Source organism: Bradyrhizobium sp. Mp27 (assembly GCF_029953005.1).
GTDB classification, from domain to species: Bacteria; Pseudomonadota; Alphaproteobacteria; order Rhizobiales; family Xanthobacteraceae; genus Bradyrhizobium; species Bradyrhizobium barranii.
Genome location: NZ_JASAUS010000029.1, coordinates 1 through 24,957, shown reverse-complemented (window position 1 = coordinate 24,957; position 24,957 = coordinate 1). Strand labels below are relative to the sequence as shown.

Sequence of the window (24,957 nt, the reverse complement as noted above, 5' to 3'; positions counted from 1 at the left end):
GCCGTCCTTGCCGCACGAAGCTCGTCGGCTCGCGTTGCAGATGCAGCTGAAGCAAGCGGCATCTTCTGAGGCTGCGATGAGTTGACGCGTGCAACTGTGAACTGGAGTACAGTGGTGCTGGAGAGTTCGTCCTAGGCTCCCGCCATCGGCAATCAGCCGCGCGGGCGGAAGCCATGAATTACTCGTCCGTAGCAGAACGCGCAATCGAAGCCGTCAATCGGCTGCTCATCGCGGCGATGACGTTGGCCTGGACATCCGCGCTTGACCATCAGCATGCATTGCCGCCGCAAGAGGATGGCGACACTGACGATGCTTGTCCCGAGCGGGACAGCTCCGCCGCATCGGATGGCACGGGAAAACAACACTGAAGATCCAGTTGCCCTGCGGACATCACACGATAAGATCGTGCGGCACGTGGGCGTGAGCTGAGCCTGCGCCGTGGGCCGGATCAATGTGCGGCGGGGACGGTTCATGCATCGACGCCGCCCTGAATCCGTGGACGATGCCAGCATGTTCGTGATGACCGGACGGGTCCCAAGGATCGTCCCATCCTGCGCTGAGCTCTGAATTGTGGCCATGCAAAGCGCCATCCTTGATGGCGTAGGGTTCGACCGCCGCGTGCCAGGGCGCGGGCGCAATGTCACCCGAACCGTCAGAGCCGTGCTGCTTGAAATGAAATGAGTCCCCGAGGTGAACCGAAGCAACTCGAGGAAGATCGTTCTCGGCTATCGGCTCCCCATGATGATGCTCGCGCAGGTGATTTTCGTGGAGTGACGTCTCGATGGAGTCTGGGCCGGACTCGACGCTTAGGTCGACCGTGGACGGTGCGACTGGGCCGCTGTCCTTGGCGGCCACGCTCTCTGGAGCGGGCGCGATCTCCTTGCCTTTGTCGAACGGTGTCAGCTTGTCGAATACGAACCTATTCTCCGCGACTGCCGTGGAATGAAGCTGATGGACGGGCTGCACGTGGCTCACCGCGGAGGCCACGTTCTCGCCGGTGGGCGCGTCCGATCGCGCGTTCGTATCGTCGGGCTGAACGAACTCGGTGTGCCTGACGAGGGCAATCCGGTCGCAATCGGCATCGAACCTGCACGCGCTCGCCTTCGCAGCTTGCCCGGGCCCGTCTCCGTCGATCAGGGCGGCTCGCTCATGGACGATTTCGCCTGATGAGAGGCTGGTCACCGTCGTCGGGCTAACGGTCGCGTCGTTGTCCGCGCCCGGTTCCAGATTGGTCGGCTCGGCTGCCATCGCATGACCTGACGTTTCCAGCGCGAGCATGAAATCCGACGTCTGGACGGTGGAGAAGCCATCGAGATGGACCTCCACCAGGCTGGAATCGCCGATGCTCAGGCTCTGATCCGTCGCATTGACGTAAACGATGGTCTGGTTCGCCGAGCTGTCATAGAGCCAGGCGATCGTATGTGCGGGCACCGTCGTGCTGGAGGGGTCGAGTGCCAGAACGGAGAGGGTGAGCGCGCCGAGCGCTATCAGGTCGCTCCGCTCAGAGTCTGCCTTGAAGCCAGAGATGATATCAGGGCGCGCTGCACTGGAATTCGACGTCGAGGCAAAGACGAAATGATCGTCTCTGGCGCCGCCGGCAAGAAGGGTCTGTTCGGGCCCGTCGTGAGAGGTGTCGCGACCGCCGTTTGTGCCGATCTTGCCATGATCCGGACTTTCGCCGGAGACACCGATGCCATCCGTGCTCGCGTCATGGGTGCTCGCAACCACCGTCGGACCGGCGGCAAAAGCTTGCGCAGCCGCATTGTCTTCGGGGGGCGCGGCGGCGTGGGGCGGATCGGCGGCATCGAGAGCTGCCGCGTGGCCGAAATGGTCGCGATCGTCGGCGCCGTGGATTGTGATGGCTATGGTCTGTTCCGTCCCATCGATGGTCGTGACCGTGAAGGTGTCGGTCAAAGTCTCGCAAGAAGGAAGCGCCTGCACGGCACAGTTGGTGGTGTCGAGCGTGTAGGTCCACACACCGGCGGCGGTCATCGTGAAAGTGCCGTAGCCGCCCGCGCTCCGTGTCGCACAAGTGACCGGCGTGAATGTGTTCGGCGTGTTGTCGACGTCGGTGTCAGTCAGTCTGCCGCTCGCAATCGGCTTGCCGTGTTCCCTGCAATCGGGCTCGGTCACCGAGCCAGTGATGCAACCGTGGATGATGGCCGGATCGTTCGTGCCGTGGATGGTGATCGTCACCACCTGCGCGGTGCCGTCGATGGTGGTCACGGTGAAGGTGTCGGTCAGGGTGTCGCACGCGTTCAGCGCCTGGACGACGCAATTGGTGTTATCGAGCGTGTAGGTCCAGACGCCGTCAGCCGTCATCCGGAAGCAGCCGTAACCGTGGTCGCTCGCTCTTGGCGAGGTCACCGGCGTGAAGCTGTCGGGCGTATTGTCGACATCCGTATCTGCAAGCTTGCCGGTCGCGATCGGAGTCCCGGGCTTCCAACATGCGGCTTCCGTCACGGTGCCGGTCGTCATCCCGGAAATGATGGCAGCATCGTTGGAACCGTTGATCGTGACGGTGATCACCTGCGGGGTGCCGTCGATCGTGGTCACGGTGATGGTGTCGGTCAGGGTGTCGTAGGCGTTCAGCGCCTGGACGACGCAATTGGTGTTATCGAGCGTGTAAGTCCAGACGCCGTCAGCCGTCATCCGGAAGCAGCCGTAACCGTGGTCGCTCGCCCTTGGCGAGGTCACCGGCGTGAAGCTGTCGGGCGTATTGTCGACATCCGTATCTACAAGCTTGCCGGTCGCGATCGGAGTCCCGGGCTTCCAACATGCGGCTTCCGTCACGGTGCCGGTCGTCGTCCCGGAAATGATGGCAGCGTCATTGGAGCCGTTGATCGTGATGGTAATCAATTGCGGGGTGCCGCCGATGCTGGTCACCGTGAAGGTGTCGGTCAGCGTCTGGCCGACGTTCAGAGCCTGCACTGCGCTGTTGGATTGATCGAGCGTGTAGCTCCAGACGCCGTCGGCGGTCATGGTGAAAGTGCCGTAGCCGTGTGCACTCTTCGTCGGGGAATTGACAGCCGCGAAAGTGTTGGCGGGGTCGTCGACGTCGATATCCGAAAGCTTGCCGGTTGTGACGGGTGGGCCGGTTGTGACAGGTGGGCCGGATGGGGCATTGGCGACGCCGCCGGATTCGATTGACAAGCCGGTCGTCGTGCCGGAGATGATCGCCGCGTCGTCGGCTCCGTTGATGTTGATCGTGAAGACCTGTTGAGCCGAAAGCGACCCGTCGGACACGGTGATCATAAAGCTATCGGTGGTCGGCGTCTTCAGCGCGTTGATCGCGCCACTGTTGGGAACGAAGGCATAGGCGCCAGTCGAGCTGTTCAGATAAAGCGTGCCAAAAGAGCTGGTCTTCGATACGTCGTAGATCGCTCCCTCCAGCGCGGTAGCGCCCGTAGCGCCTCCGCTGATGCCGAAAGTCAGCGCGGCGCTGGAGCTGCTGGCGCTGAAGGTTCCCCTCGTTGCGGTGAAGACGTCGAACACGACCGTGTCGAGTTCAAGCGGTCCCGCCTGCACATTCAAGATCGGCGGCGTCCGCACGGGCGTGATGATGTCGGGCACCGTGACGATAATCGGCTGCAACGGTGTCAGTGCGTTTGGCGCCGCGGGCGTTATGAAATTGATCGGCTCCAGCGGCAGAGATTCGACGAACGGAGGCGTGCCGGACCCGTTCTTGCCAAATCCCTTCGAGAAATTTTCGAGCGCCTCCTGCTGGGCCACCCGCAGCTCCTCCATGCGGGTCGCGCTGTTGTCGAGCTGATTCACGGTAAGCCCGGAGCCGACCTTGCTCAGCACGACCGTTTGTCCGGGGTCCTCGACGATGATGTGCCGCGGGATTGGTTCCTTGGTCGTGAGCTCGAACGTGCCGTGTGCAAAGTCCTTATATGTAATCGTATCGTCGTCCAGGAACGTTGCGTTCGGGTCTGCGGCCCTGACCTCTTTGATCATCGAGAAGAGCAATGCCGTGAGCGACAGCATCCCGAAACGGCCGGCAGAGGCTCGCTCATGAGATTGAACAACGGGTACAGCAGGAGGATTGCTCTTCGCCGTCTTCACGCGGCGATGTAGGCCCGCAGCGGCTCCGCGCTCGTCCCCGTGCTCTGCAGTGGACGTGACGGCCATTTTTCAACCTCGATTGCCCTAGCGGTCGGCCTCAGGCGTCGCCCTATGCCGCCGCATCTTGGCCGGCTTGCCGCGTCACGCGATCGGGAACAATTTTGTGCCGGCAACCTCAGCTATGCCCGCTAAAAAGTTGTCGTTTCTGAGAATTCCGCCCAGGCGGATCACGGCAGAATTGCTGTCGTTTCGCCCGACGGTACCGCTTTCAGCGCCAAAAGCTGTTTGAAATTGCCCGGCGCGGATAGTGACTCTTTTGGACACGGCGATCAGCCATTCGGATTACCCCGGAATAACCATTTTGGCTGTCGTGGTTTGCTGTGGCTGGTCTGCCATTATCCCCGATGGCTTTCGTCGGCGCGGTCGGAGCCGTTCGGATGCTCGAGGATCATATCTTCGAAAAGGAGGAAGCCATGGGCACTCGTGCAGCGATTGTTCTCGTGGCAGGTCTCGTCCTTGCGCTGGCCGCTTCGTCACCCCGCCCGGTTCAGGCGCAGGACGATTCTCCGCGGCGTGCCGTGCTGGACTCGTCGTCAAAGCCAATCGGGAAAGTTGTGACAGCCGATGGCTCGGTCATCATCGAGCATGCGGGCGCCGCCATTGTCCAGGCAAACGTCGGGGCCGAATCCATCCAGACGAAAGTCGGTGATCCCGTCTATTTGGGCGATGTGGTTCGAACCGGTGCCGACAGTCGGGTCGGCATCAATTTCGTCGATGGAACTTCGTTCAACTTGTCGAGCAACGCCCGTATGACATTGGACGAATACGTCTACGAGCCGGGTGGAAAGTCCAATTCGACAGCCTTCAACCTGACCAAGGGTACGTTCGTTTTTGTTGCCGGCCAGGTTGCGAAGACCGGTGACATGAAGATCGAAACGCCGGTCGCGACGATGGGCATTCGAGGCACTACACCTCACGTCGAAATCTCGGACGACGGAACCACCAGGTTTTCCACTCTGATCGAAGAGGGCAAGAACAAATATACGAAGAAGCCCGGCGCAGCGGGGCCACGCCAACCCGAGCAAAGGGCCGAGCAAAGGCTCAATCTGAACATCTGCCGCGGCTGCTAGAGAATTGGTCCCAGCCGGTGCAATTGCCAGATCTCAGAAGATCGGGAGCCTGACATGAAACCAGGATCCTCCGTTGCCGAAGGCGGGCTGGCGCTTGTCGTCCTGATGTTGGTCGGCTTGCCGGTCGTGGCCCAGAACTCCGGGGTGAAGGACAGCTATCTCAGCAATATCGAACTGTGCAACGGGAAGGGTACCACCTCGCTCGATGCCCGGATCGGTGCCTGCACGACTTTCATACAGGCGCGTCCAGATTCGACGGCAGCTCTGGCAATCGCGTATAACAATCGCGGCAACGCCTACACTGCAAAAGGCGACTACGACAGCGCCATCAGCGATTTCGATCAGTCGATCGCACTCAATCCGACATACGCAAAGGCCTTCAACAACCGCGGCGTGGCTCACTTGAGGAGACGCGAATATGAGCTCGCGATCGAAGCCTTTGATGATGCGATCAAGCTCGATCCCGGCTATGGCGCCGCCTTCGTCAACCGCGCCGGAGCCTACCTGAAGAAAAACGACCACCAGCGCGCGGCGCATGATTACGACGAGGCAATCCGTCTCCAGCCCGCCTCGCGGGCGGCATGGAGCGGACGATGTTGGACCCGGGCGGTTCTCGGTGCCTCGCGAGAAGCGCTGGAGGATTGCGACAGAGCGCTTCAATCGGGATCGACCAGCGCTGCCGTGTACGACTCGCGTGGGCTGATCCACCTGAAGATGGGTGAGTTCGGTGCGGCGATCGATGACTACAATGCTGCCTTGCGAGCCGCCCCCGAACTGGCGAGCGCGCTTTTTGGCCGCGGGCTTGCCAAGCTGAAGCAAGGCGATGCGATCGGCGGAAAATCTGACATTTCGACTGCAAGGACAATTCAGAAGAACATCGGTGACGAGTTCGCGCGTTACGGCGTCGATTACGATTGAGTTGGCCCGTTGAGGCGGAACGAATCGGAGGTGAATATGGATGCAAGGTTCGCGCTCATTCAGGCTCACGACGATAGCATTCGCCGCTATCAGCGGTTGTTAAACACGCCGCTGACGGATCTCGAGCGTGAGTACATCGAGCGCCGAATCTCGGAAAAGCGATTGACCTTGCAGTCAATTCACGAAGCGCGAGGCAAGTTGAATGCCTTGCCGGCCAATCGCGGGGTTTGATTGGCATTCCTGACGGGTGCGAACGAAGGGGTGTTAACACCTCCTTAACCACTTGCTCTCCAGATTTCGAAGCACGAACGCCCGAGCCCGCAAGCAGGCGTCGCGACGCACTGTGCCAGGTGAATTCGTCATTACAGCATTAACAAGTCCTTAATTGGCAAAACCTACAGTCGACGGCACGGGCCGGCGCCAGTGCCGGCATGGACCGCCGAATTGGAAGAAACGCCGCCAATGGCGCAGAAGGCTGCCGCTGGATTTATGTCGCGAGCCCGCGCTTTGGCGCGGGGGCTGTCGCGCCATGTCCGCAAGGCACCCGTGCTGGCGGCCTGCCTGCTGATCGGCCTCGGTGCGCCCGCCCGCGCCGCCGATGTGGTCCGGGGCGAGGCGACTTTCTCGGCCGGTGGCGGCTTTGCCCGTCTGGTGATCAAGCTCGGCGAGGACGTTCCCTCCGAGGTGACGACGGCCGGCTCCATTCTCATCATTCGCTTCGACCGGGCGGTCGACGTTCCCGTCGATCGCGTTCCGGAAGGTGCGCCCGACTACGTCAATTCCGCCCGCCGCGATCCCGACGGCAGCGCCATCCGCCTGTCGCTGGCGCGGCGCGTCACCGTCAACACCATGAATGCCGGCGAGCGCACCTTCATCGACCTCTTACCGGAGGGCTGGAAGGGGCCGCCACCAAGCCTGCCCATGGACGTGGTCAAGGAACTGGCCGAGCGTGCGCGTGTCGCCGAACGTGCCTTGCGCGCCCAGCGCGCCGCGGCAGAGACCAAAAAGCGTCCGCAGATCCGCGTGCGCGCCTCGGTGCAGCCGACTTTCGTGCGCTTCGTGTTCGAGATGCCCGACGGCGTCGGCGTGTCCTCCGTGCTCAACGAGCAGAAGCTGACGCTCTCGTTCAATGCCGGCCTCAATTTCGATCTGGCGGACGCCGTCGTCGCCGCGCCCCCGAACGTCGCCTCGATCAAGCAGAAGGCCGACATCGACCAGACCAGTGTCGAGATCGCGCTGATCGGCGATTCGGACGTGCACTCCTTCCGCGACGAGAAGAATTACGTCGTCGACATCTCCTTCCAGCCCGACAAGGGCAAGACCGCCGCAACGGCTGAGGCGGTGATCGCGCAGGCAAAGCCCGTGGCCCAAAGCCATGGACCGGCTCCGGAAAAGCCGGCGGCCGAGAAGCCGAAGGAGGTCCATCGCGAGATCGCGCCGCCGACGTCCGAGACGATCGCGCGCGAAGCCAAGATCGAAGCCAAGTCCGAGGTGAAGCCGGAAGCTCCGGCGGCGATGCCGACGGTCGAAGCACCGAAGCCTGCGCCGGCTCCCGCGGCCGAAGCACCGCATGCTGCGGAACCGCCCAAGGACGTGTCGAAGCCTGCGGCGCCGGCAACGGAAGCTGTGGTTGCGCCCGCCAAGCCCGCGGTGTCCGAAGCGCCCAAGGAGGTCGTGAAGGAGGCTGCGAAAGAGCCGGTCAAGGACAGCGTCAAGGCCGCACCTGCCGAGGCGCCGGCTGCGCCGCAGCCCACCGTGGCCAGCGTCGATGTCCGCCGCGACAGCGATGGCTTGCGCGTGATCTTCCCGCTTCAGGTGGCAACGCCTGCGGCGGCGTTCCGCCGCGGCGACACGGTGTGGCTGGTGTTCGATACGCCGAAGCCGATCGACGTCGAGGCGATCCGCAGCCGGGGCGGTGCGATGATTGGCGAGGTCAGCCGCATGCCGCTCGACAGGGGGCAGGCGGTCCGCATCCGTCTCACCCGGCCGCTGGTCTACTCGCTGACGAGCGAGGAGGTCGGCAAGGAGACCAATTGGCTGCTGACGCTCGCCGACAAGATCCAGGCGACGCCGCTGCCGCTGATGATGTCGCGCAACATCACCGACCCCGCGCTCGCCAATATCGCGATTCCCTTCGCCAATCCGGGCCTGCTGCACAAGCTGACCGATCCCGACGCCGGCGACACGCTCTATGTCGTCACCGGGCAGCGGCCGGTGCGCGGCTTCATCAAGCGGCAGGATCTCGTCGATCTCTCGCTGCTGGAATCCGCGCACGGCATCGCGATCCGGCCGAACTCCGACGAGGTCGGCGTCGAGGTCGGATCCGACAAGGTCATTCTCGGCAAGAAGGGCGGACTGACGCTGTCGCCGGTCGATATCTCCGCCGAGCGGGCACCGACCGCGGTGCGGCCGGTCTTCAGTCCGGAAGGCTGGCGCAAGGGCCAGTCCGAGGATTTCTGGACGCGCCAGGGCAGTCTGATCACGGCGATCGCGGCCGTCGAGCCGGCGCAGCGCTCGCTGCCGCGGCTCGATCTCGCACAGTTCTACATGTCGCGCGCCATGTACCACGAAGCCAAGTCGGTGACCGACCTGATGCTGGCCGATCCCCTCAACAAGGAGGAGAGCGGCGCGCTGGTCATGCATGCGATCGCGAACATCTTGATCGGCCGGCCAGCGCAGGGCTTGAAGGACCTCGCCAATCCCGTGATCGGTAACAGCCACGATTCCCAGCTCTGGAAGGCGCTCGCCTATGCGCGCCAGGGCAAGTGGGCGGATGCGCGCGAGAAGTTCAAGAACGTCGAATTCGCCATCGCCTCGCTGCCGATCGACATCCAGCGCATCGTGACGATGGAGGCGATGCGCGCCTCGCTCGAGGTGAAGGATTATGCCGGCGCCTCCAAGCGCCGCAGCGAGATCGAGGTGGTCGGCATATCGCCAGAGGCGGCGCCCGGCTTCGCCGTGCTGCGCGGCCGGCTCGCCGAGGCGCTCGGCCACGACAAGGACGCGCTCGACGACTACAAATTCGCGGTCGCCTCGAACGATCGTCAGGCGGCGGCCGAGGCCAAGCAGCTCGAAGTGGCGCTTTGGCAGAAGCGCGACGAGATCAGCAAGGAAGACGCGCTGCGTGAGCTCGAGACGCTGTCGATGACCTGGCGGGGCGACTCGATCGAGGTCAAGACGCTCCAGATGCTGTCGCAGATATATGCCGAGAACGGGCGCTACCGGGACGCGCTCAGGGCGGCGCGCACCGCGACAAGGCTCCAGCCGAACGCCGAGGCCTCGCGTCAGGCGCAGGACCTCGCCTCCGACCTGTTCACGCAGATCTTCCTGGGGCCCAAGGTCGACGAGCTGCCGCCGGTCGAGGCGCTCGGGATGTTCTACGAGTTCCGCGAGCTGACGCCGATCGGCCGCCGCGGCGACGAGCTGATCCGCCGGCTCGCCGACCGTCTCGCCTCGATCGACCTGCTCGACCAGGCTGCCGAGCTGTTGCAGTACCAGGTCGACCATCGCCTCGAAGGCGCAGCCCGCGCCCAGGTCGCCGCGCGCCTGTCCATGATCTACCTCGCCAACCGCAAGCCCGACATGGCGATCTCGGCGCTGCGCGCGAGCCGCATCAGCGATCTCTCCGGCGAGCTGCGGCAGCAGCGGCTGCTGCTGGAGGCGCGCGCGCAGAGCGACGTCGGCCGCCACGATCTCGCGCTCGACATAGTCTCCAACGTTTCCGGGCGCGAGGTGCTCCGCCTGCGCTCCGACATCTTCTGGGCGGCGCGGCGCTGGCGCGAATCCGCCGAGCAGATCGAGCTCTATTACGGCGACCGCTTCCGCGACTTCAAGCCGCTCAACGCGGTGGAGAAGAGCGACATCATCCGCGCCGCCGTCGGCTACGCGCTCGCCGACGATTCGATCGGCCTGTCGCGCTTCCGCGAGAAATATGCGCCGCTGATGAGCGAGAGTGCGGACCGGGTCGCCTTCGACATCGCGAGCAAGCCGGCAGCGTCCTCCAGCGCCGAATTCGCCGAGATCGCCAAGCTCGCTGCCAGCGTCGATACGCTCGACGGCTTCCTGCGCGAGATGAAGCAGCGCTTCCCCGATGCCACCGCCCGCGCGCCGGCCTCGCCGCAAGCCAAGGATGAGGCCGACCACACCGGCTCGCTGCCCACGATCCCCGTCGTGCGCCAGATCAAGATGACGCGGTAGGAACCCTGCTACCACGAGGCCTCTCGACAGGTGCCCGTTGAAGCGGCAACCTGCGCGTCTTCATGCCGGGAGAGCGTCGATATGAGCAAGCCTGCCAAGACCGAAGCCGAACTCATCGCCATGGCGCGGGCCGAATTGAAGGTCCATGCCGATGGTCCGGATGACCTCGTCATCTCGATCGTCCGCGACGGCGACAGCTGGGAATTCCGCGCCGATGCCGACCAGGCCGCGACGGATAAGCCGGGCTTCCCCGAAAGCGTCGCCATGCTGGTCCAGATCGGCGATCACCTCAGCAAGCAGTATGACGTGAAGGGGTAGGGGCGCTGTTGACGCCGTCTCACTGTAAGCCACGTTCTCGGTGTCATCGCCCGACTTGATCGGGCGATCCAGTATTCCAGAGACCGCAGTGATGAAATCGAAAGGCCGCGGCGTACTGGATGCCCCGGTCCCGGCTCCGCTAGGCTACGCCGGGCCCATAAGGGCGCTCGGCCGGCGAAGCTTCAGCGAAGACGGCAAGCCGCGGCATGACGGCGGATGGAGCCGCAGTTATCCGCCCCCGTAACTCTGCACGAGGCTTCCCGCCACCAGCGACCAGCCATCGACCAGCACGAAGAAGATCAGTTTGAACGGCAGCGAGATCGTTGCGGGCGGCAGCATCATCATGCCCATCGACATCAGCACGGAGGCGACGACGAGGTCGATGATCAGGAAGGGGAGAAACAGCAGGAAGCCGATCTCGAAGGCGCGCTTCAACTCGGAGATCATGAAGGCGGGGACGAGGATGCGCAGGGCGAGGTCATCCGGCGTGGCCGGCGGCGGCTCGCGGGAGAGATCCAGGAACAGCTTGAGGTCCTTCTCGCGCACGTTCTTCTGCATGAAGCCGCGCAAGGGGACGGAAGCGCGCTGGAGTGCGTCCTCGACGCCAAGCTGGTTGGCGACGAGTGGGCGGATGCCTTCGTCGTAGGACTTCTGCAGCACAGGTCCCATCACGAAGAAGGTAAGGAACATCGCGAGCGCGATGATCACCGAGTTCGGCGGCGCGGTCGCCGTGCCCATCGCGGTGCGCAGCAGCGACAAGACGACCACGATGCGCGTGAATGACGTCATCATGATCAGGATCGACGGCGCGATCGACAGCACCGTGAGCAGCGCGATGAGCTGGATCGCGCGCTCGGTGACGCCGCCTCCCTGGCCGCCGAGATTGATGCTGATGTCCTGCGCATGCGCAGGCATCGCGAGCGAAGCCGCGGCGATCAGGACAGAAAGAAAAACAACTCTACGCGGGAGGGCCGGCAGCCTCACGAAGACGGCTTCGGACGGCCGAGCAGCGAGGCCATCTCGTCTTCGAGATTTTCAAAGCTGGTCTTCTCCGCGGCCGGCTTTGCGGGCGGAGTCGGTGGTGCCGGCGGCTCGCTGCGTGCGGCGCGGGGCGGCGGTGGCGCGGGCGGCTCGGGCGCAACCGGAGGCGCGACCGTCTCGCCGGCGGGGCGGCGCAGCGCGGCTTCGAGCCGCTGCGCCATCTCGGCGAGATTCTGCTCGGCGTTCGAGGGCGCGGCAGGAGCGGGGGCCGGCGGCGGAACGGGCGGAGCCTGCGGCACGGGCGGGGGAGGCGGTGGCGCGGCCGCGCGCTCGGCGCGCACCGGCGGGACTTTCACCGGCTCGGTCTGCCGCGGGGGACGTGGCATCAGCGGAGGCTCGTTGCGGGCGATGCGCGGCGGAACCGGCTCGGGGCGTGCCTCGCGCTCGGGGCGCGGCGGCAGGATCGGCTCAGGCGGAAAGCCCGCCAGTGGCGGTTCGTTGCGGCGCTCGGCCAGCGCGGGGGCGGGCCGGCGGACCTCGTCGGCGAAGGAGGGACGCGGCCGCGGCGGCGGTGGCTCGGGCATTTGCGGTTCGGGATGATCGAGCAGTTCGGGCCGCGGAGCTTCGTCGGTCCAGCTGCTGGTATCGGGCATCGGGGCAAGGCGCGGCGGCTCGGCGGCATTGGAACGCTGCGGAAGCTGGTCGCGGCCGGGCGCGGCGCGCACGATATTGGGCTCGACGACGATGTCGGTGGGACCGCCAATCATCAGGAGATGCTCGACATTGTCGCGCCGGACCAGCACCAGGCGGCGCCGGCCATCGACCGCGGCGGCATCGATCACGGCAAGCCGGGGCATCCGGCCGCGCTGGGTGTTGGCACCGAGCCGGCTGCTGGCGAATCGGCGAACCAACCATGCGGCGACGCCGATCAACGCCAGAACGACGATGAACGCCACGATGAAGGTGATTGGGCTGCCTTGCATACTTGTCCCCGACAAATGGCGCTTTTCTCGTGCCCATGGTCAGACGCGCCGACCATCGGCGTGGGATGCCCCAAACTGCGATTTCTTAACGTCCCACGGCAAGTTTTGCCGTCCCCAGCTCTTAATAACCTATGAATCGCTCGATCCAAAACGACTTCTTGGCCTGTGCATGGCCCGCCAAACGGTTGGGTTAATGCCGCTTTTGGATGCGTAGAATCACGGGGGCGCAAAGTGGTGTTCCATCAAGGGACATGCATCGATGCCATCTTTAACCACCTGTTAACCATACACGCGGCAAATTCTGCCTAGCTACGGGCCTTTGGTCCGAGAGGCGGAAGGAGCCGCAACGATGTCCATCAACGACCTCCCGGAGCTGTCGGCGCTTCGCACCAAGATGCAGTGGCACCAGGAACGCCAGCGCGTCCTGTCCGAGAACGTCTCCAATTCCGATACGCCCAAATTCCGGCCGCGCGACCTCGTCGAGCCGAAGCTCGACAAGGCGGGAGCGGTCACGGGCTCGATGGGCCCCCTGGCGCTCACCCGCACCAGCGGCTCCCACATGACGCCGTCAGGTGCTGCCTCGGCGTTCGACCAGAATAGGAATGCAGGTTTCGAGACCCGTCCCGCGGGCAACGCCGTCAATCTCGAAGAGGAGATGATGAAGGCCGCCAGCAACCAGATGGACTATGCGGCGGTGACTTCGCTGTATTCCAAGAGTCTGCGTCTGCTCAAGACCGCGATCGGCAAAGGCTAGGGCATGATCCGGAAGAGTGTGCAGCGGTTTTCCGACCAGATCATGCTCAAACCAAAGAGCTGGAGGTAGGCCATGGCGAATGACAGCAGCGACTTTGCCCGCTCGATGGCGATCGCGACATCCGGCCTGCGCGCGCAGGCCGGGCGCATGCGGGTGATCTCCGAAAACATCGCGAATGCGGATTCGACCTCGCAGACATCAGGCGGCGATCCCTACCGGCGCAAGGTGCCAACCTTCTCCTCCGCGCTCGACCGCACGCTCGACGCGCAGGTCGTCACCCTCGGCAGGATCAAGCCGGACCAGTCGAACTTCCGCACCAAATACGAACCGAGCAATCCGGCGGCCGATGCGACCGGCAACGTCAAATATCCCAACGTGAACTCGGTGGTCGAGATGACCGACATGCGCGACGCGCAGCGGTCCTACGAGGCCAATCTCAACATCATCAGTGCGACGCGCCGGATGATCCAGCGCACGCTCGACATCCTCAAGAGCTGAACAGGACAATTAAGCCATGGCATCACCGACAATCGCAGCCAATGCTTATGCCAACCTCGCCCGCGTGCTGGAGAACAGCGGCGCCGGCAAGGGCAGCGAAGCGAGCGGGCAGTCCTTCGCGTCGCTCCTGAAAGACGCTGTCGGCAGCGTCATGGAGTCCGGCCGCAAGTCCGACGCGCAGACGGTGGCGATGGCCGCCGGCAAGGCCAACGTGATGGATGTGGTGACGGCGGTCGCCGACACCGACGTCGCGGTGTCCACGCTGGTCTCAGTCCGCGACCGCGTGATCGCGGCATATGAAGACATCATGAAGATGCCGATCTGATCGGTCCCGTCATTCCGGGGCGCGACGACGTCGCGAGCTCCGGAATGATGAACAACTCACAGTGAGAAAAAGAATATGACCGGACCTGAAACCCTCGACGTCGCGCGTGATGCGATCTGGACCATCGTGATCGTATCGTCGCCGCTGATGGTGGTCGGCCTCGTGGTCGGCGTCGTCGTGTCGCTGTTCCAGGCGCTGACGCAGATCCAGGAGCAGACGCTGATCTACGTGCCGAAGATCCTGGCCATCTTCGCCACGATGCTGCTGGCGCTGCCGTTCATGGCCGACGCACTCCATTCCCACATGATGCGGATCTCGTCGCGAATCATCGGCGGCTGAGGCACAATGCGCCCGACATGCGCATCGACGTCTCGCTGCTGCCGGCGCTCGCCGCTTCCTTCATGCTCGCCTTCGCCCGGGTCGGTGCGATGGTGATGCTGTTGCCGGGGTTGGGCGAGACCAACATTCCGACGCGGATCAAGCTGGCGATCGCGCTGCTGCTCACGCTGATCATCCTGCCGCTGCATCGCAACGCCTACCATGTCGACATGGGCTCGATCGCGCCGCTGCTGGTCATGATGCTGCATGAGATCGTGATCGGCATCGTGCTGGGGGCGACCGCGCGCGTGACGTTGTCGGCGCTTCAGGTCGCGGGCGCCGTGATTGCGCAGCAGATGGGGCTCGGCTTCGTCACTTCGGTCGATCCGACACAGGGACAGCAGGGCGTGCTGGTCGGCAATTTCCTGACCATGCTCGGGGTGACGCTGCTGTTTGCCACCGACAGCCATCATCTGGTGATCGCCGCGCTGAACGACAGCTACACGATCTTCGCGCCCGGTGAGACCGTATCGAGCGGCGACGTCGCTTCGCTGGCGACGCGCGCCTTTGCCGCCGCGTTCAGCCTGGGCTTGCAGCTTTCCGGACCGTTCCTGGTGTTCGGCCTCGTCTTCAACATCGGGCTCGGCGTGCTGGCGCGGCTGATGCCGCAGATGCAGGTGTATTTCGTCGGCGTGCCGCTGTCGATCTTCGTGGGCTTCCTGGTGCTCGCCGTGGTGCTCACCGCGATGATGGGCACGTATCTCGACTATTTCATCGGTGTGATGCACCAGATGATGCCGCTCAAATAGGTGATCGATGGCAGACGACAACGATCCCGACAGTCAAACAGAAGACCCGACACAAAAGCGTCTCGAAGAGGCGCTCGAACGCGGCGACGTCGCCAAGAGCCAGGAGATCAACACCTGGTTCATGATCGCGGGCGGCACGCTCGTGGTCTCCACCTTCTCGGGCTCGGTGGGCAGCGGGCTGGTGACGCCGATGCGCAACCTGCTCGCCAATTCCTGGATGATCAAGACCGACGGCAGGGCTCTGCTCGCGCTGATGCAGCAGATCGAGGTCGCCGTGCTCGCAGCGATCGGCGTGCCCCTGCTGATGCTGGTGCTGGCGGCGATTGCCGGCAACGTGCTCCAGCACCGCCTGGTCTGGTCGGCCGAATCCCTCAAACCCAAATTCAGCAAGCTGTCGCCGGCCGAGGGCCTCAAGCGCATCTTCGGCAAGCAGGCAGCCGCGAACTTCCTCAAGGGGCTCGGCAAGCTGGTCGTGCTCGGCGCGGTCATGACCGTGGTCCTGTGGCCGGAGCGCCATCGCATGGAGGCGATGGTCAGGCTCGATCCGGCCGCGATGCTGGGCGCCAGCACCAGCCTGACCATTCATCTGCTCGGCGCAGTGGTCGCGGCGCTCGCGATCATCGCCATTGGCGACTATTTCTTCCAATATCGCAGCTGGTTCCAGCGGCAGAAGATGTCGCTCCAGGAGATCAAGGAAGAGTTCAAGCAGTCCGAAGGCGACCCGCACATCAAGGGCAAGCTCCGGCAATTGCGCCAGCAGCGCTCCAAGAAGCGCATGATGGCGGCGGTTCCCAAGGCCTCCGTGATCATCACCAACCCGACCCACTATTCGATCGCACTGTCCTACGAGCGCGGCATGTCTGCGCCAATCTGCGTCGCCAAGGGCGTCGACAACCTCGCCTTCAAGATCCGGGAGATCGCGCGCGAGCACGACATCCCGATCGTCGAGAACGTGCCGCTCGCCCGCGCGCTCTACGCCACCGTCGAAATCGACCAGGAAATCCCGACCGAGCACTACCATGCTGTCGCCGAGGTCATCGGTTACGTCATGCGGCTGAAGCACGGATTCGGTGCCGGACGCGGATAAAATGCCCGAAAAGTACCGGAAATGGCCGTAATCTGGGAATCAGCGTACCTTTCGCCCTTGCTGCCCTTGCGCCTGCGGGTCCGATTCAGGCAGGGAGGACCCCACGCGCCCCGTAGCGCGTTGATTCTCTGCCGACAGGCTGTGCCAGCTTGAAATGACTGCCGAGACCGACCACGACCTCACACGCGAGCCCGTTGCGGCGCACGAGCCGTCGCCGCGCTCGGGCAGCATTGCGCTGGTGCTGCTGGTGGCCGCCGGCCTCGTCGCCGTCGCCGTCGGGCTGATGACGCTCGGGCGCGCGCAGGCGCAGCCCTATATCCTCGGCATCCTCGCCGTGCTGGCGATGGTCGGCCTGTTCAACCTGTTCGCCTTCGCCGCCGGCATCATCCGCTTCGTCGACCGCAGTCTCGACGATCCCGTGATGGGGCGCATTGCCGACCACGCCTTCGACGGCCTGGCCGTGACCGATCCCCGCGGTCACGTGGTCTATTCCAATGCCGCCTATCTGACGCTCACCGGCGCCAGCGGACCGCAGGAGGTGCGGCCCGTGGAGCGCGTCTTCATCGGCAACCCCGACGTCTCCGAAGCCGTGTTCCGCCTGCTCAAGGCCGCGCGCGAAGGAAAACGGCAGCAGGAAGAGGTGCGCATCTCCGGCCATGACGGCAGCCAGGGCCGCTGGCTGCGCATGCGGGTGCGCCCGCTCGGCACCGGGAAGCGCGAGGCGAAATACGCGGTGTGGTCGATCGCCGACATCACCCGCGACCGCGAACGCCAGGAGGACGTGTTCCAGGAACTCCAGCACGCGATCGAATATCTCGATCACGCGCCCTGCGGCTTCTTCTCGGTCAATCCGGCCGGCGAGCTCGCCTATGTCAACGCGACGCTGGCGAACTGGCTCGACTATGATCTCGCCGAGATCGGCTCGGGCGGGCTGAAGCTCACCGACATCGTCTCCGGCGATGGCGCCTCGCTGCTTACTGCGATCGTGGCAGTGCCGGGCGAGGTGAAGACGGAAGTCTTCGACATCGACCTGCGCATGCGCACCGGCAAGACCATGCCGGTGCGGCTCTATCACAAGCTCGCCTTCGGTGCCGACGGCGCGCCGGGGCCGTCGCGCACGCTCGTCATCAGCCGCGCCCGCGACGAGCGCAGCGATCCCGACCGCGCCGCCGAAGTGCGCTTCATGCGCTTCTTCGACCATACGCCGATGGCGATCGCGACCGTCGACCGTGGCGGCAACGTCGTGCGCGCCAACGCGCGCTACGCCAAGCTCGGGCAGGCCCTCGGGCTCGACAGCGCCAGCAAGTCGATCTTCCGCGCGGTCAATTCGCGCGACCGGCACCTTTTGATCACGGCCATCAACCAGGCCGCGGAGGGCCAGGCCGACGTCGCGCCGGTCGAGGTGGCGCTCGAAGGAACCAAGGAACGCTGGGGCCAGTTCTTCGTCACGCCGGTGGATGCCGCCGAGAACGACGCCGAAGCCGCCATCGTGCACATGCTCGAGACCACCGAGCGGCGCGCGCTGGAGAACCAGATCAACCAGTCGCAGAAGATGGAGACGGTCGGCCAGCTCGCCGGCGGCATCGCCCACGACTTCAACAACGTGCTCTCCGCCATCATGATGGCGAACGACTTCCTGCTGAACGCGCACAAGCCGACCGATCCGTCGTTCCAGGACATCATGCAGATCAAGCAGAACGCGACGCGCGCCGCGACGCTGGTGCGGCAGTTGCTGGCGTTCTCGCGGCGGCAGACGCTGCGGCCGCAGGTGCTCGACCTCGGCGATGCGCTGTCCGATCTCGCCATGCTGCTGCGCCGGCTGATCGGCGAAAAGGTCAAGCACGAGACCATCCACGGCCGCGATCTCTGGCCGGTGAAGGTCGACGTCTCCCAGTTCGAGCAGGTGATCGTCAACCTCGCGGTGAACGCGCGCGACGCCATGCCCGACGGCGGCAAGCTGATCATCCGCACCGCCAACGTCACCGCGGAAGAAGCGGCCAAGCTCGCCTACAAGGGCATGCCGGCCGCGAACTATGTGCGGATCGAGGTCGCCGACACCGGCACCGGCATCCCCGCCGATATCCGCGACAAGATTTTCGAGCCGTTCTTCTCGACCAAGGAAGTGGGCAAGGGCACCGGCCTCGGGCTCTCCACCGTCTACGGCATCGTCAAGCAGACCGGCGGCTTCATTTACGTGGACTCGGAACCGGGGCAGGGGACTTCGTTCCATATCTTCCTGCCGCGCCATCACGCCGAGCCGGAGGTGCAGGAGCAGCCCGCAGCAGTGGTCGGCGCGGCCAATGGCGCCGCGAAGGAGACCGCACCTGCGGCGGCGGAGGCCAAGCCGCGCACCGATCTCACCGGCCAGGGCACCATTCTTCTCGTCGAGGACGAAGAGGGCCTGCGCGCGCTGAACGCACGCGGCCTGCGCTCGCGCGGCTACACCGTGGTCGAGGCCGAGAACGGCGTCGAGGCCATGGAGGTCCTGGAGGAGCAGAGCGGTGCGATCGATCTCGTCGTCTCCGACGTCGTGATGCCTGAGATGGACGGCCCGACGCTGCTGAAGGCGATGCGCGAGAAGAATCCCGACATCAAGTTCATCTTCGTCTCCGGCTACGCCGAGGACGCCTTCGAGAAGAGCCTGCCGGAAGGCCAGCAATTCGACTTCCTGCCAAAGCCGTTCACGCTCAGCCAGCTCGTGGCGGCCGTAAAGGAGACGATGGCAAAGGCGGGATGACGGCGGCCACCACTGTCGATTTGCGAGAGTTCCTCGAAACGACGAGGAAAAAGCGGCATTCCTGTCGTAAACCCGCCGGTAACCCGCGACCGCGGTTCCTCAGCGCCCCCGGCCAAACCCCCGCCAAATATGGGCTTTTGCCACATCCCCGCGACTGAGGGCCGCAGCCATAAGTTCCGAAACCGGCTTCACTTTTCGGGAAGTCTGCCCATGTTAGGAGCACGTCCCCATGCCGGGGATTTGGGAAACGCACATGACTTTCTCGCAACGCTCCCGCACTCTCTTGAAGACCCTCGCCGTCATGCTGGCGCTTGCGCTGCCGACTGCGCTGGTGATTTCGTCCGCCGACGCCCGCGTCGGTGGTGGAATGTCGTCGGGGTCGCGCGGCTCGCGCACCTATTCGGCGCCGCCTTCGACCACGACCGCGCCGGGCTCGACCTCGCAGTTCAACCGGACTTACACCCAGCCGGGTGCCGGCATGAATTCGGCTGCCGCCGCACCCGCGCGTGGCGGCCTGTTCGGCCGCGCCGGTGGCTTCATGGGCGGCCTTGCGGCCGGCTTCCTCGGCGCAGGCCTGCTCGGCATGCTGTTCGGCGGCGGCCTGTTCGGTGGCCTCGGCGGCCTGTCGTCGATCATTGGCCTGATCATCCAGATCGCGCTCGTGGTGTTGGTGGTGCGGCTGGCGATGTCCTGGTGGCAGCGCCGCCACTCGCAGCAGGCGGCCTATGCCAATGCTGATGCAGGCAGCGGTCAGGGACCGCAGCCGAACTATCGCAGCGGCCTCGGTGGCGGTAGCGTCGGTGGTGGACTTGGCGGTGGTCTCGGCGGCTTCGGCTTCGGCGGCGCCAACAACGCACCGCTCGAGATCAAGCCTGATGACTATGAGGCATTCGAGCGCCTGCTCGGCGATGTCCAGACCGCATGGTCGAACGAGGACGTGGCCAAACTGCACACGCTTGCGACGCCGGAAATGGTCTCCTATTTCGAGCAGGACCTCGGCCAGAACCGCGCGCGCAACGTCGTCAACAAGGTGACCAACGTCAAGCTGTTGCAGGGTGACCTCGCGGAAGCCTGGCGCGAAGGCGAGACCGAATACGCCACGGTGGCGCTGCGCTTCGCCCTGACCGACAAGACGCTGGACCGCAACAGCGGTACGGTTGTCGCCGGCAGCGAGCAGCCGGGCGAGGCCACCGAGATCTGGACCTTTGCCCGCCGTCCGGGCAGCGGCTGGGAATTGTCGGCGATCCAGCAGACCAACTGATCGTACGCAGATTAAGGACAAGGGCGTCGTGCTTCGGCACGGCGCCCTTTTTCTTTGAGCCGGTTATATCCTGATACGGCCGACCATTTTGCGCGAAGCACTTAATTGCTTGTTGCCTGCGCAGAGCTCCCGCAATTTCGCACCTGCCGGTTAGAGAGGGAGATATTCGGTGAGCCAGTCTGTCGCGCGCTCCAGGACAAATCACGAAACCATTGCCAGGAATTCGTCCCTGCCGCTGGAGGCGATCGAAACGGCGTATGACCGGATCGAGGCCGAGCGCGACCGCAATTGCTGGATCTATCTCCGTCCGCGGGAGGAGGCGCTCGAAGCATGCCGTAAGCTCGTGGCGCGCGCGCGGACGGGCGAAAATCTTCCGCTGCTCGGCATTCCCTTTGGTGTGAAGGACAATATCGATGTCGAGGGAATGCCGACCACTGCCGCATGCCCGGCGTTCAGCTACACGCCCTGGCATTCCGCGCACAGTGTCGAACGCCTCACCGCGGCCGGCGCAATTTGCCTCGGAAAGACCAATCTCGATCAGTTCGCCACAGGCCTGTCCGGTGCGCGTTCGCCCTATGGCGCCTGCGCGTCGGTTGCCGATGCGCGCTATATTGCGGGAGGCTCCAGTTCGGGGTCCGCGGTCGCCGTTGCGGCCGGGCACGTCGCGTTCGCGCTCGGCACCGATACCGGCGGCTCCGGCCGCATACCTGCCGGCTTCAACAACATCGTCGGAATCAAGCCGACCGTTGGGCTGGTGTCATCACGCGGGCTGGTGCCGAATTGCCCCACGATCGATTGCGTCTCGGTGTTCTGCAACACCGTCAGCGACGGCGAGGCGATCATCGAAATCATCGAAGGGTTCGATTTCGAAGATCCCTACAGCCGCTTGCCCAGGGCCTTTTCTTTCGCCACGGGAACAGTGCCATCCTTCCGCTTCGGCCGCATTGCGTCCGCCGATCTCGAATGCTTCGGCATGCCGGAATGCGGCGAGCTCTATGAGCGCGCCTGCGAGCGTTTCACGGAGATCGGGGGAACGGCGATCGAGGTGGACTTCGCGCCGTTCCGCCAGGCCGGGGAGTTGATGTTCAGCGGACCCTGGGTCGCGGAGCGGCACTCGGCCATCGCTTCGCTTATGGACATCGATTCCGGCTCCCTGCTTGATGTCACGAGGACCGTGCTGGGCTCGGCCGCCGGCTATTCAGCGATCGATACATTTGGTGCCATTCACCGTTTGCACCGGCTTCGCCGCGACGCCGAGGCGATCTTTGCGGGTATCGATGCGCTGGTGGTCCCGACCGCACCGCGGCCATTCACGCTGGAGGAGATGGATCGCGATCCGATCACCCTCAACAATCGCCTCGGCTACTACTCGTACTTTGCCAATCTGCTCGATCTCTGCGGCGTGGCGGTTCCGAACGCGACATTGCCGAACGGCATGCCCATGGGCGTGACCCTGCTGGCGCCGGCCTGGCATGATCGCGCGCTGATCGGACTGGCGCGGCGGTTCGAGGCCAGTGCAGGCCGAGCGGCGTTCGAATTGAAGTCTGGCGGCTGAAGGTCGGAATTCATTCCATCTCTTGCTCGAGCGTCGAAAGATCCAGGATCGAAATCACGGATCTGTCGTACCTGATCACGCCTTCCTGCTGGAGCCGTGCGAGCTGTACCGTCACCCATTGGCGGGTGGATCCGATGAGATTGGCGAGATCGCCGTGGGTAAACGGCATCCCGATGACGATCTCGCCGTCGCGCTTCACGCCGTAGACGTGCGACAGGAAGATCAACAGGCTATGCAGCCGCTCGGTCACCGAGCGCGTCCCGAGCATCTGGGCCATCGCCGAATAGCATCGCGCCTTGAATGCCAGGGCATCCAGCAAGGCGACGGCGATCGCCGGCGATTCCAGCGCAAGCCGCCGCAGCGCCAGTCCCGGCATGAACGTCAACAGGCTGGATTCGGCCGCAACCGATGACCACATGTGCGGGCCCGTTCCGAATATATCGGGGCCGCCGACGAAGTTGCCGGGAAACCAGTAGGCGAGCGTGACCTCGCGCCCCGACGGCGCCGCATAGTAGCTGCGTATGCGTCCCTCGCTGATCAGGTAGATCCCAGCCTGTGTGTCGCCCTGAGACCAAACCAGTTGGCCGGCTTCCAGGGCCTTCTCGCGTCCGATCGCACGCAGCCGATTGCAATCAGCCCGGTTGAGACCGTCCAGCAAGCCGGGCAGCGGCCTGACGAGATTGTCCGACTCGGCCAGCATCACGCCTGCCGCTATCGCGCTATTCGCCCTGTGCATCGCCGGCTCCACGGTGAGACCCGGCATCGATTATTCAAGAACCATGCCAGCGCGCTGCGGGCTGCTTCGCGATTTCCGGGTTCTTGGGGATCAGCTCGCGTCCGACTGATTGAACGCCCGCAACCCTTCTGCGCGGATGACGTCGAGACAATCCTTCTTGAGGGAAAGATAGGTTGGCTCGACCATGACAGAACTCGACCGCGGGCGCGGCAGCTTGACCGCGACTTCGCGCAGAATGCGGCCGGGTCCCGCGCTCATGATGAGAACACGGTCGGACAGCACGATGGCTTCATCGATGTCATGCGTGACGAACACGATCGTCGCCTTGATCCGGTCGCGCAGCTCCAGCAGATTGTCTTGCATCACCGCCCGGGTCTGCGCATCGAGGGCCCCGAAGGGCTCGTCCATCAGCAGCACGCGGGGCTGATTGGCCAACGCTCGCGCGATCGCCACGCGCTGTTGCATGCCCCCGGACAGCGTGTTCGGATAGGCGTCGGCGAAACGCTTGAGACCGACCATCGCGATCAGATCGTCGGCGATGGCATTCGCTTCCATCCTGGACTTCCCAAGCATCCTGGGGCCGTGGGCGATGTTCCTGCGGACCGACTTCCAGGGGAAAAGATGCGGCTGCTGGAACACCATGCCGACATCGGGTCGCGGGCTGTAGACACGCGAGCCCTCTACCAGGATGTCGCCTTCAAACGGCACTTCCAGTCCGGCGATCGTATTGAGCACCGTCGACTTGCCGCAGCCGGAGGGCCCGACGATGCAAACGAACTCGCCAGGCGCCACGTCGAAGGAAACGCGATCCACCGCGATGGTCTGCCCGCGGCGGGTGTCAAAAACGATGCTCAGGTTTGAGACTTGAATGACCGGTTGTTTCCGCGCCGGTTCGACGGAGGCTGGCGAACTTGCCAGAGCCAATTTCATGATCGATCGAGCTCCCGACATCAACGCCACCAGACAGTACGTTCCGCAACAGCCGAAAACAGCCTGTCGGCAGCGAACGAAATCAACCCGAGCGCTGCGAGCCCGCCCATGACCTGGCCCGTTTGCAAATTCTGCTGCGCAATCTCGATCCTGTAGACAATGCCGGCGAAAGCGCCTGCGAGTTCGGCGGCGACAAGCGTGTAAAAGGAGATGCTGACGGCGGTGCGCAACCCGACCACGATGTAGGGAAGCGCGCCCAGCAGCACGATCTCCTGGAGCATCTGCCGCCGGGGCGTGCCGAGCATCAACGCCGCCCGAATCAGGCCGCGGTCGACCTTCTGCACGCCGATGTGGGTCGAAAGCCAAACCGTGAAGAACACGCCCCATACGACGAGGAACAGTTTTCCCGCCTCCGACAGGCCGAACCAGAGGATGACGATCGGCACGAAAGCAATCGGCGGAATTGGCCGCAGGATGTGGAATAGCGGGGACAGCAAGCTCGAGACAACAGGGAATTGGCCGGTGAGGATACCGAGCAGGATGCCGAGCGCGCCGCCTAAGATGAACCCCGTGGTGACGCGAAAGAGGCTGGCCAGCAAATCGCCAAGGAACTGTCCGCTTCGTATCCACTCAAGGACCGCCGCAGCAACCACCGTCGGCGGCGGAAACAGCACCATGTTGACGGCCCCGGAACGGGAGACCAGTTCCCAGAGGCCGATGAAAAGGGGGAGCGAAAGCGCCCCGACCAGAATATTGAGGCGGCGAAGACGAGCTGAATCCGGCCGCCGACCGCGACCGTCAGTGCGGAGAGCAATCTCCTGTCCTGCTGAGGTGCCATCCTGCATGGCTGTGCGGGTGCCTATTTCCACGAGAGCGTGACGCGTGCGGGGTCGACCTTCTTCAGCGGCTCGGCGACGACGACCTTGCTGAAGTCGGGCATCGCCGCTCCCGGAGGATGGTTGCCGCTCTCGAGGCGCCATGCGGAGTGGGTCTTGAGAATCTCGATCAGCCGGTCGTCGAGACGCACCCGGTAAACATAGTCGGCCCAGATCGGAGCGAGGTCGTCCCGCTTCATGCCGACCGCGTCCGCCACGACCGTGATCGCTTCATCCTGGTGTGCCTCCATCCAGACCTCGGCGTCGATCAGCGCGGCGATGAACTTCTCAACCAGCGCCGGGTTGGCATCCAGATAGGTCCTCATGACGACGATGTTGAACGTTTCGGAGTAAGTGCCCTTTGTATCCCCGTGGGTCGGTCAAAATCCCCCGGGTATGGTCACTTGAAACTCCCCCACCTGATGATCGCCGTCAGCGCCGCTGAACAGCAGTAGCCGGTCAGGCAGGACGTTTATG

The 24,957-nt window shown here is 64.2% G+C and carries 23 protein-coding genes; 15 read left to right on the top strand and 8 right to left on the bottom strand.

Annotated elements, in window-relative coordinates; all coding sequences use genetic code 11:
• Nucleotides 1–173 precede the first annotated feature (173 nt).
• On the top strand, nt 174–368 hold the full coding sequence (locus tag QJT78_RS17295) for a hypothetical protein (RefSeq protein WP_038952814.1): 195 nt from the start codon (nt 174–176) through the stop codon (nt 366–368).
• Nucleotides 369–390: 22 nt separating this feature from the next.
• Here the strand turns inward: QJT78_RS17295 and QJT78_RS17290 are convergent, their stop codons facing one another.
• Nucleotides 391–3,990: a VCBS domain-containing protein gene (locus QJT78_RS17290; RefSeq protein WP_049807636.1), complete on the bottom strand. Its 3,600-nt coding sequence runs from the start codon at nt 3,988–3,990 to the stop codon at nt 391–393.
• A 219-nt stretch (nt 3,991–4,209) separates the two neighbouring features.
• Nucleotides 4,210–4,392: a hypothetical protein gene (locus QJT78_RS17285; RefSeq protein ID WP_157790162.1), complete on the bottom strand. Its 183-nt coding sequence runs from the start codon at nt 4,390–4,392 to the stop codon at nt 4,210–4,212.
• A 113-nt stretch (nt 4,393–4,505) separates the two neighbouring features.
• Here QJT78_RS17285 and QJT78_RS17280 point away from each other — a divergent pair, with 113 nt between their 5' ends.
• From QJT78_RS17280 to QJT78_RS17260, 5 genes are all read left to right on the top strand, one after another.
• A complete protein-coding gene (locus tag QJT78_RS17280; RefSeq protein ID WP_080586591.1) occupies nt 4,506–5,198 on the top strand; it encodes a FecR family protein in 693 nt (230 codons plus the stop codon).
• Nucleotides 5,199–5,252: 54 nt separating this feature from the next.
• A complete protein-coding gene (locus tag QJT78_RS17275) occupies nt 5,253–6,116 on the top strand; it encodes a tetratricopeptide repeat protein (RefSeq protein ID WP_038943411.1) in 864 nt (287 codons plus the stop codon).
• A gap of 36 nt (nt 6,117–6,152) precedes the next feature.
• Nucleotides 6,153–6,347 (top strand): hypothetical protein, encoded by a 195-nt coding sequence (locus QJT78_RS17270; protein ID WP_085965484.1) that lies wholly within the window; start codon nt 6,153–6,155, stop codon nt 6,345–6,347.
• Nucleotides 6,348–6,578: 231 nt separating this feature from the next.
• Nucleotides 6,579–10,313 carry a tetratricopeptide repeat protein gene (locus QJT78_RS17265; protein ID WP_212490703.1) on the top strand — a complete coding sequence of 1,245 codons (3,735 nt, stop codon included), beginning with the start codon at nt 6,579–6,581 and terminating at the stop codon, nt 10,311–10,313.
• Between the two features lie 81 nt (nt 10,314–10,394).
• On the top strand, nt 10,395–10,631 hold the full coding sequence (locus QJT78_RS17260) for a hypothetical protein (RefSeq protein ID WP_028148501.1): 237 nt from the start codon (nt 10,395–10,397) through the stop codon (nt 10,629–10,631).
• A gap of 228 nt (nt 10,632–10,859) precedes the next feature.
• Here the strand turns inward: QJT78_RS17260 and fliP are convergent, their stop codons facing one another.
• Together fliP and QJT78_RS17250 are read right to left on the bottom strand one after the other, a co-directional pair.
• Nucleotides 10,860–11,615: a flagellar type III secretion system pore protein FliP gene (fliP, locus tag QJT78_RS17255; protein ID WP_028148500.1), complete on the bottom strand. Its 756-nt coding sequence runs from the start codon at nt 11,613–11,615 to the stop codon at nt 10,860–10,862.
• Nucleotides 11,612–12,595 (bottom strand): flagellar biosynthetic protein FliO, encoded by a 984-nt coding sequence (locus tag QJT78_RS17250; protein ID WP_028148499.1) that lies wholly within the window; start codon nt 12,593–12,595, stop codon nt 11,612–11,614. Before QJT78_RS17250 ends, fliP begins: the two co-directional genes overlap by 4 nt.
• Nucleotides 12,596–12,944: 349 nt before the next feature.
• On the opposite strand from QJT78_RS17250, the gene flgB reads away from it, so the two are divergent.
• From flgB to atzF, 9 genes are all read left to right on the top strand, one after another.
• Nucleotides 12,945–13,349 carry a flagellar basal body rod protein FlgB gene (gene flgB / locus QJT78_RS17245; protein WP_014494019.1) on the top strand — a complete coding sequence of 135 codons (405 nt, stop codon included), beginning with the start codon at nt 12,945–12,947 and terminating at the stop codon, nt 13,347–13,349.
• A gap of 72 nt (nt 13,350–13,421) precedes the next feature.
• Complete coding sequence (flgC, locus tag QJT78_RS17240; protein WP_028148498.1) at nt 13,422–13,847, top strand: flagellar basal body rod protein FlgC; 426 nt, start codon at nt 13,422–13,424, stop codon at nt 13,845–13,847.
• A 16-nt stretch (nt 13,848–13,863) separates the two neighbouring features.
• Nucleotides 13,864–14,172, top strand: coding sequence for a flagellar hook-basal body complex protein FliE (fliE, locus tag QJT78_RS17235; protein ID WP_008142413.1), 309 nt, complete (start codon nt 13,864–13,866; stop codon nt 14,170–14,172).
• A gap of 75 nt (nt 14,173–14,247) precedes the next feature.
• Complete coding sequence (fliQ, locus tag QJT78_RS17230; RefSeq protein WP_014494021.1) at nt 14,248–14,511, top strand: flagellar biosynthesis protein FliQ; 264 nt, start codon at nt 14,248–14,250, stop codon at nt 14,509–14,511.
• Between the two features lie 17 nt (nt 14,512–14,528).
• Nucleotides 14,529–15,299, top strand: a complete 771-nt coding sequence (gene fliR / locus QJT78_RS17225; RefSeq protein ID WP_028148497.1) for a flagellar biosynthetic protein FliR — start codon at nt 14,529–14,531, stop codon at nt 15,297–15,299.
• A 7-nt stretch (nt 15,300–15,306) separates the two neighbouring features.
• Nucleotides 15,307–16,386, top strand: coding sequence for a flagellar biosynthesis protein FlhB (gene flhB / locus QJT78_RS17220; protein WP_028148496.1), 1,080 nt, complete (start codon nt 15,307–15,309; stop codon nt 16,384–16,386).
• A 154-nt stretch (nt 16,387–16,540) separates the two neighbouring features.
• Nucleotides 16,541–19,123: a PAS domain-containing protein gene (locus QJT78_RS17215; protein WP_028148495.1), complete on the top strand. Its 2,583-nt coding sequence runs from the start codon at nt 16,541–16,543 to the stop codon at nt 19,121–19,123.
• A gap of 229 nt (nt 19,124–19,352) precedes the next feature.
• The gene (locus QJT78_RS17210) at nt 19,353–20,384 is read left to right on the top strand and encodes a TIM44-like domain-containing protein (protein ID WP_028148494.1); all 1,032 of its coding nucleotides are present in this window, start codon (nt 19,353–19,355) and stop codon (nt 20,382–20,384) included.
• Between the two features lie 169 nt (nt 20,385–20,553).
• Nucleotides 20,554–21,939: an allophanate hydrolase gene (gene atzF, locus QJT78_RS17205; RefSeq protein ID WP_028148493.1), complete on the top strand. Its 1,386-nt coding sequence runs from the start codon at nt 20,554–20,556 to the stop codon at nt 21,937–21,939.
• A gap of 10 nt (nt 21,940–21,949) precedes the next feature.
• Here the strand turns inward: atzF and QJT78_RS17200 are convergent, their stop codons facing one another.
• The 4 genes from QJT78_RS17200 to QJT78_RS17185 all read right to left on the bottom strand — a co-directional run bounded on the left by QJT78_RS17200 (nt 21,950) and on the right by QJT78_RS17185 (nt 24,806).
• On the bottom strand, nt 21,950–22,675 hold the full coding sequence (locus QJT78_RS17200) for a Crp/Fnr family transcriptional regulator (RefSeq protein ID WP_028148492.1): 726 nt from the start codon (nt 22,673–22,675) through the stop codon (nt 21,950–21,952).
• Nucleotides 22,676–22,765: 90 nt separating this feature from the next.
• Nucleotides 22,766–23,605, bottom strand: coding sequence for an ABC transporter ATP-binding protein (locus QJT78_RS17195; RefSeq protein WP_038945204.1), 840 nt, complete (start codon nt 23,603–23,605; stop codon nt 22,766–22,768).
• A 20-nt stretch (nt 23,606–23,625) separates the two neighbouring features.
• Nucleotides 23,626–24,450, bottom strand: coding sequence for an ABC transporter permease (locus tag QJT78_RS17190; RefSeq protein ID WP_240537795.1), 825 nt, complete (start codon nt 24,448–24,450; stop codon nt 23,626–23,628).
• A 14-nt stretch (nt 24,451–24,464) separates the two neighbouring features.
• On the bottom strand, nt 24,465–24,806 hold the full coding sequence (locus tag QJT78_RS17185) for a hypothetical protein (protein ID WP_038945206.1): 342 nt from the start codon (nt 24,804–24,806) through the stop codon (nt 24,465–24,467).
• Nucleotides 24,807–24,957: the final 151 nt, after the last annotated feature.

Excerpts from the sequence above, each read along its gene's own strand:
- QJT78_RS17295 (WP_038952814.1), top strand. The coding sequence starts at position 174 with ATGAATTACTCGTCCGTAGCAGAACGCGCAATCGAAGCCGTCAATCGG.
- QJT78_RS17290 (WP_049807636.1), bottom strand. The coding sequence starts at position 3,990 with ATGCTGTCGCTCACGGCATTGCTCTTCTCGATGATCAAAGAGGTCAGG.
- QJT78_RS17280 (WP_080586591.1), top strand. The coding sequence starts at position 4,506 with ATGCTCGAGGATCATATCTTCGAAAAGGAGGAAGCCATGGGCACTCGT.
- QJT78_RS17275 (WP_038943411.1), top strand. The coding sequence starts at position 5,253 with ATGAAACCAGGATCCTCCGTTGCCGAAGGCGGGCTGGCGCTTGTCGTC.
- QJT78_RS17270 (WP_085965484.1), top strand. The coding sequence starts at position 6,153 with ATGGATGCAAGGTTCGCGCTCATTCAGGCTCACGACGATAGCATTCGC.
- QJT78_RS17265 (WP_212490703.1), top strand. The coding sequence starts at position 6,579 with ATGGCGCAGAAGGCTGCCGCTGGATTTATGTCGCGAGCCCGCGCTTTG.
- QJT78_RS17260 (WP_028148501.1), top strand. The coding sequence starts at position 10,395 with ATGAGCAAGCCTGCCAAGACCGAAGCCGAACTCATCGCCATGGCGCGG.
- QJT78_RS17250 (WP_028148499.1), bottom strand. The coding sequence starts at position 12,595 with ATGCAAGGCAGCCCAATCACCTTCATCGTGGCGTTCATCGTCGTTCTG.
- flgB (WP_014494019.1), top strand. The coding sequence starts at position 12,945 with ATGTCCATCAACGACCTCCCGGAGCTGTCGGCGCTTCGCACCAAGATG.
- flgC (WP_028148498.1), top strand. The coding sequence starts at position 13,422 with ATGGCGAATGACAGCAGCGACTTTGCCCGCTCGATGGCGATCGCGACA.
- fliE (WP_008142413.1), top strand. The coding sequence starts at position 13,864 with ATGGCATCACCGACAATCGCAGCCAATGCTTATGCCAACCTCGCCCGC.
- fliQ (WP_014494021.1), top strand. The coding sequence starts at position 14,248 with ATGACCGGACCTGAAACCCTCGACGTCGCGCGTGATGCGATCTGGACC.
- fliR (WP_028148497.1), top strand. The coding sequence starts at position 14,529 with ATGCGCATCGACGTCTCGCTGCTGCCGGCGCTCGCCGCTTCCTTCATG.
- flhB (WP_028148496.1), top strand. The coding sequence starts at position 15,307 with ATGGCAGACGACAACGATCCCGACAGTCAAACAGAAGACCCGACACAA.
- QJT78_RS17215 (WP_028148495.1), top strand. The coding sequence starts at position 16,541 with ATGACTGCCGAGACCGACCACGACCTCACACGCGAGCCCGTTGCGGCG.
- QJT78_RS17210 (WP_028148494.1), top strand. The coding sequence starts at position 19,353 with ATGCCGGGGATTTGGGAAACGCACATGACTTTCTCGCAACGCTCCCGC.
- QJT78_RS17200 (WP_028148492.1), bottom strand. The coding sequence starts at position 22,675 with ATGCACAGGGCGAATAGCGCGATAGCGGCAGGCGTGATGCTGGCCGAG.
- QJT78_RS17195 (WP_038945204.1), bottom strand. The coding sequence starts at position 23,605 with ATGAAATTGGCTCTGGCAAGTTCGCCAGCCTCCGTCGAACCGGCGCGG.
- QJT78_RS17190 (WP_240537795.1), bottom strand. The coding sequence starts at position 24,450 with ATGCAGGATGGCACCTCAGCAGGACAGGAGATTGCTCTCCGCACTGAC.
- QJT78_RS17185 (WP_038945206.1), bottom strand. The coding sequence starts at position 24,806 with ATGAGGACCTATCTGGATGCCAACCCGGCGCTGGTTGAGAAGTTCATC.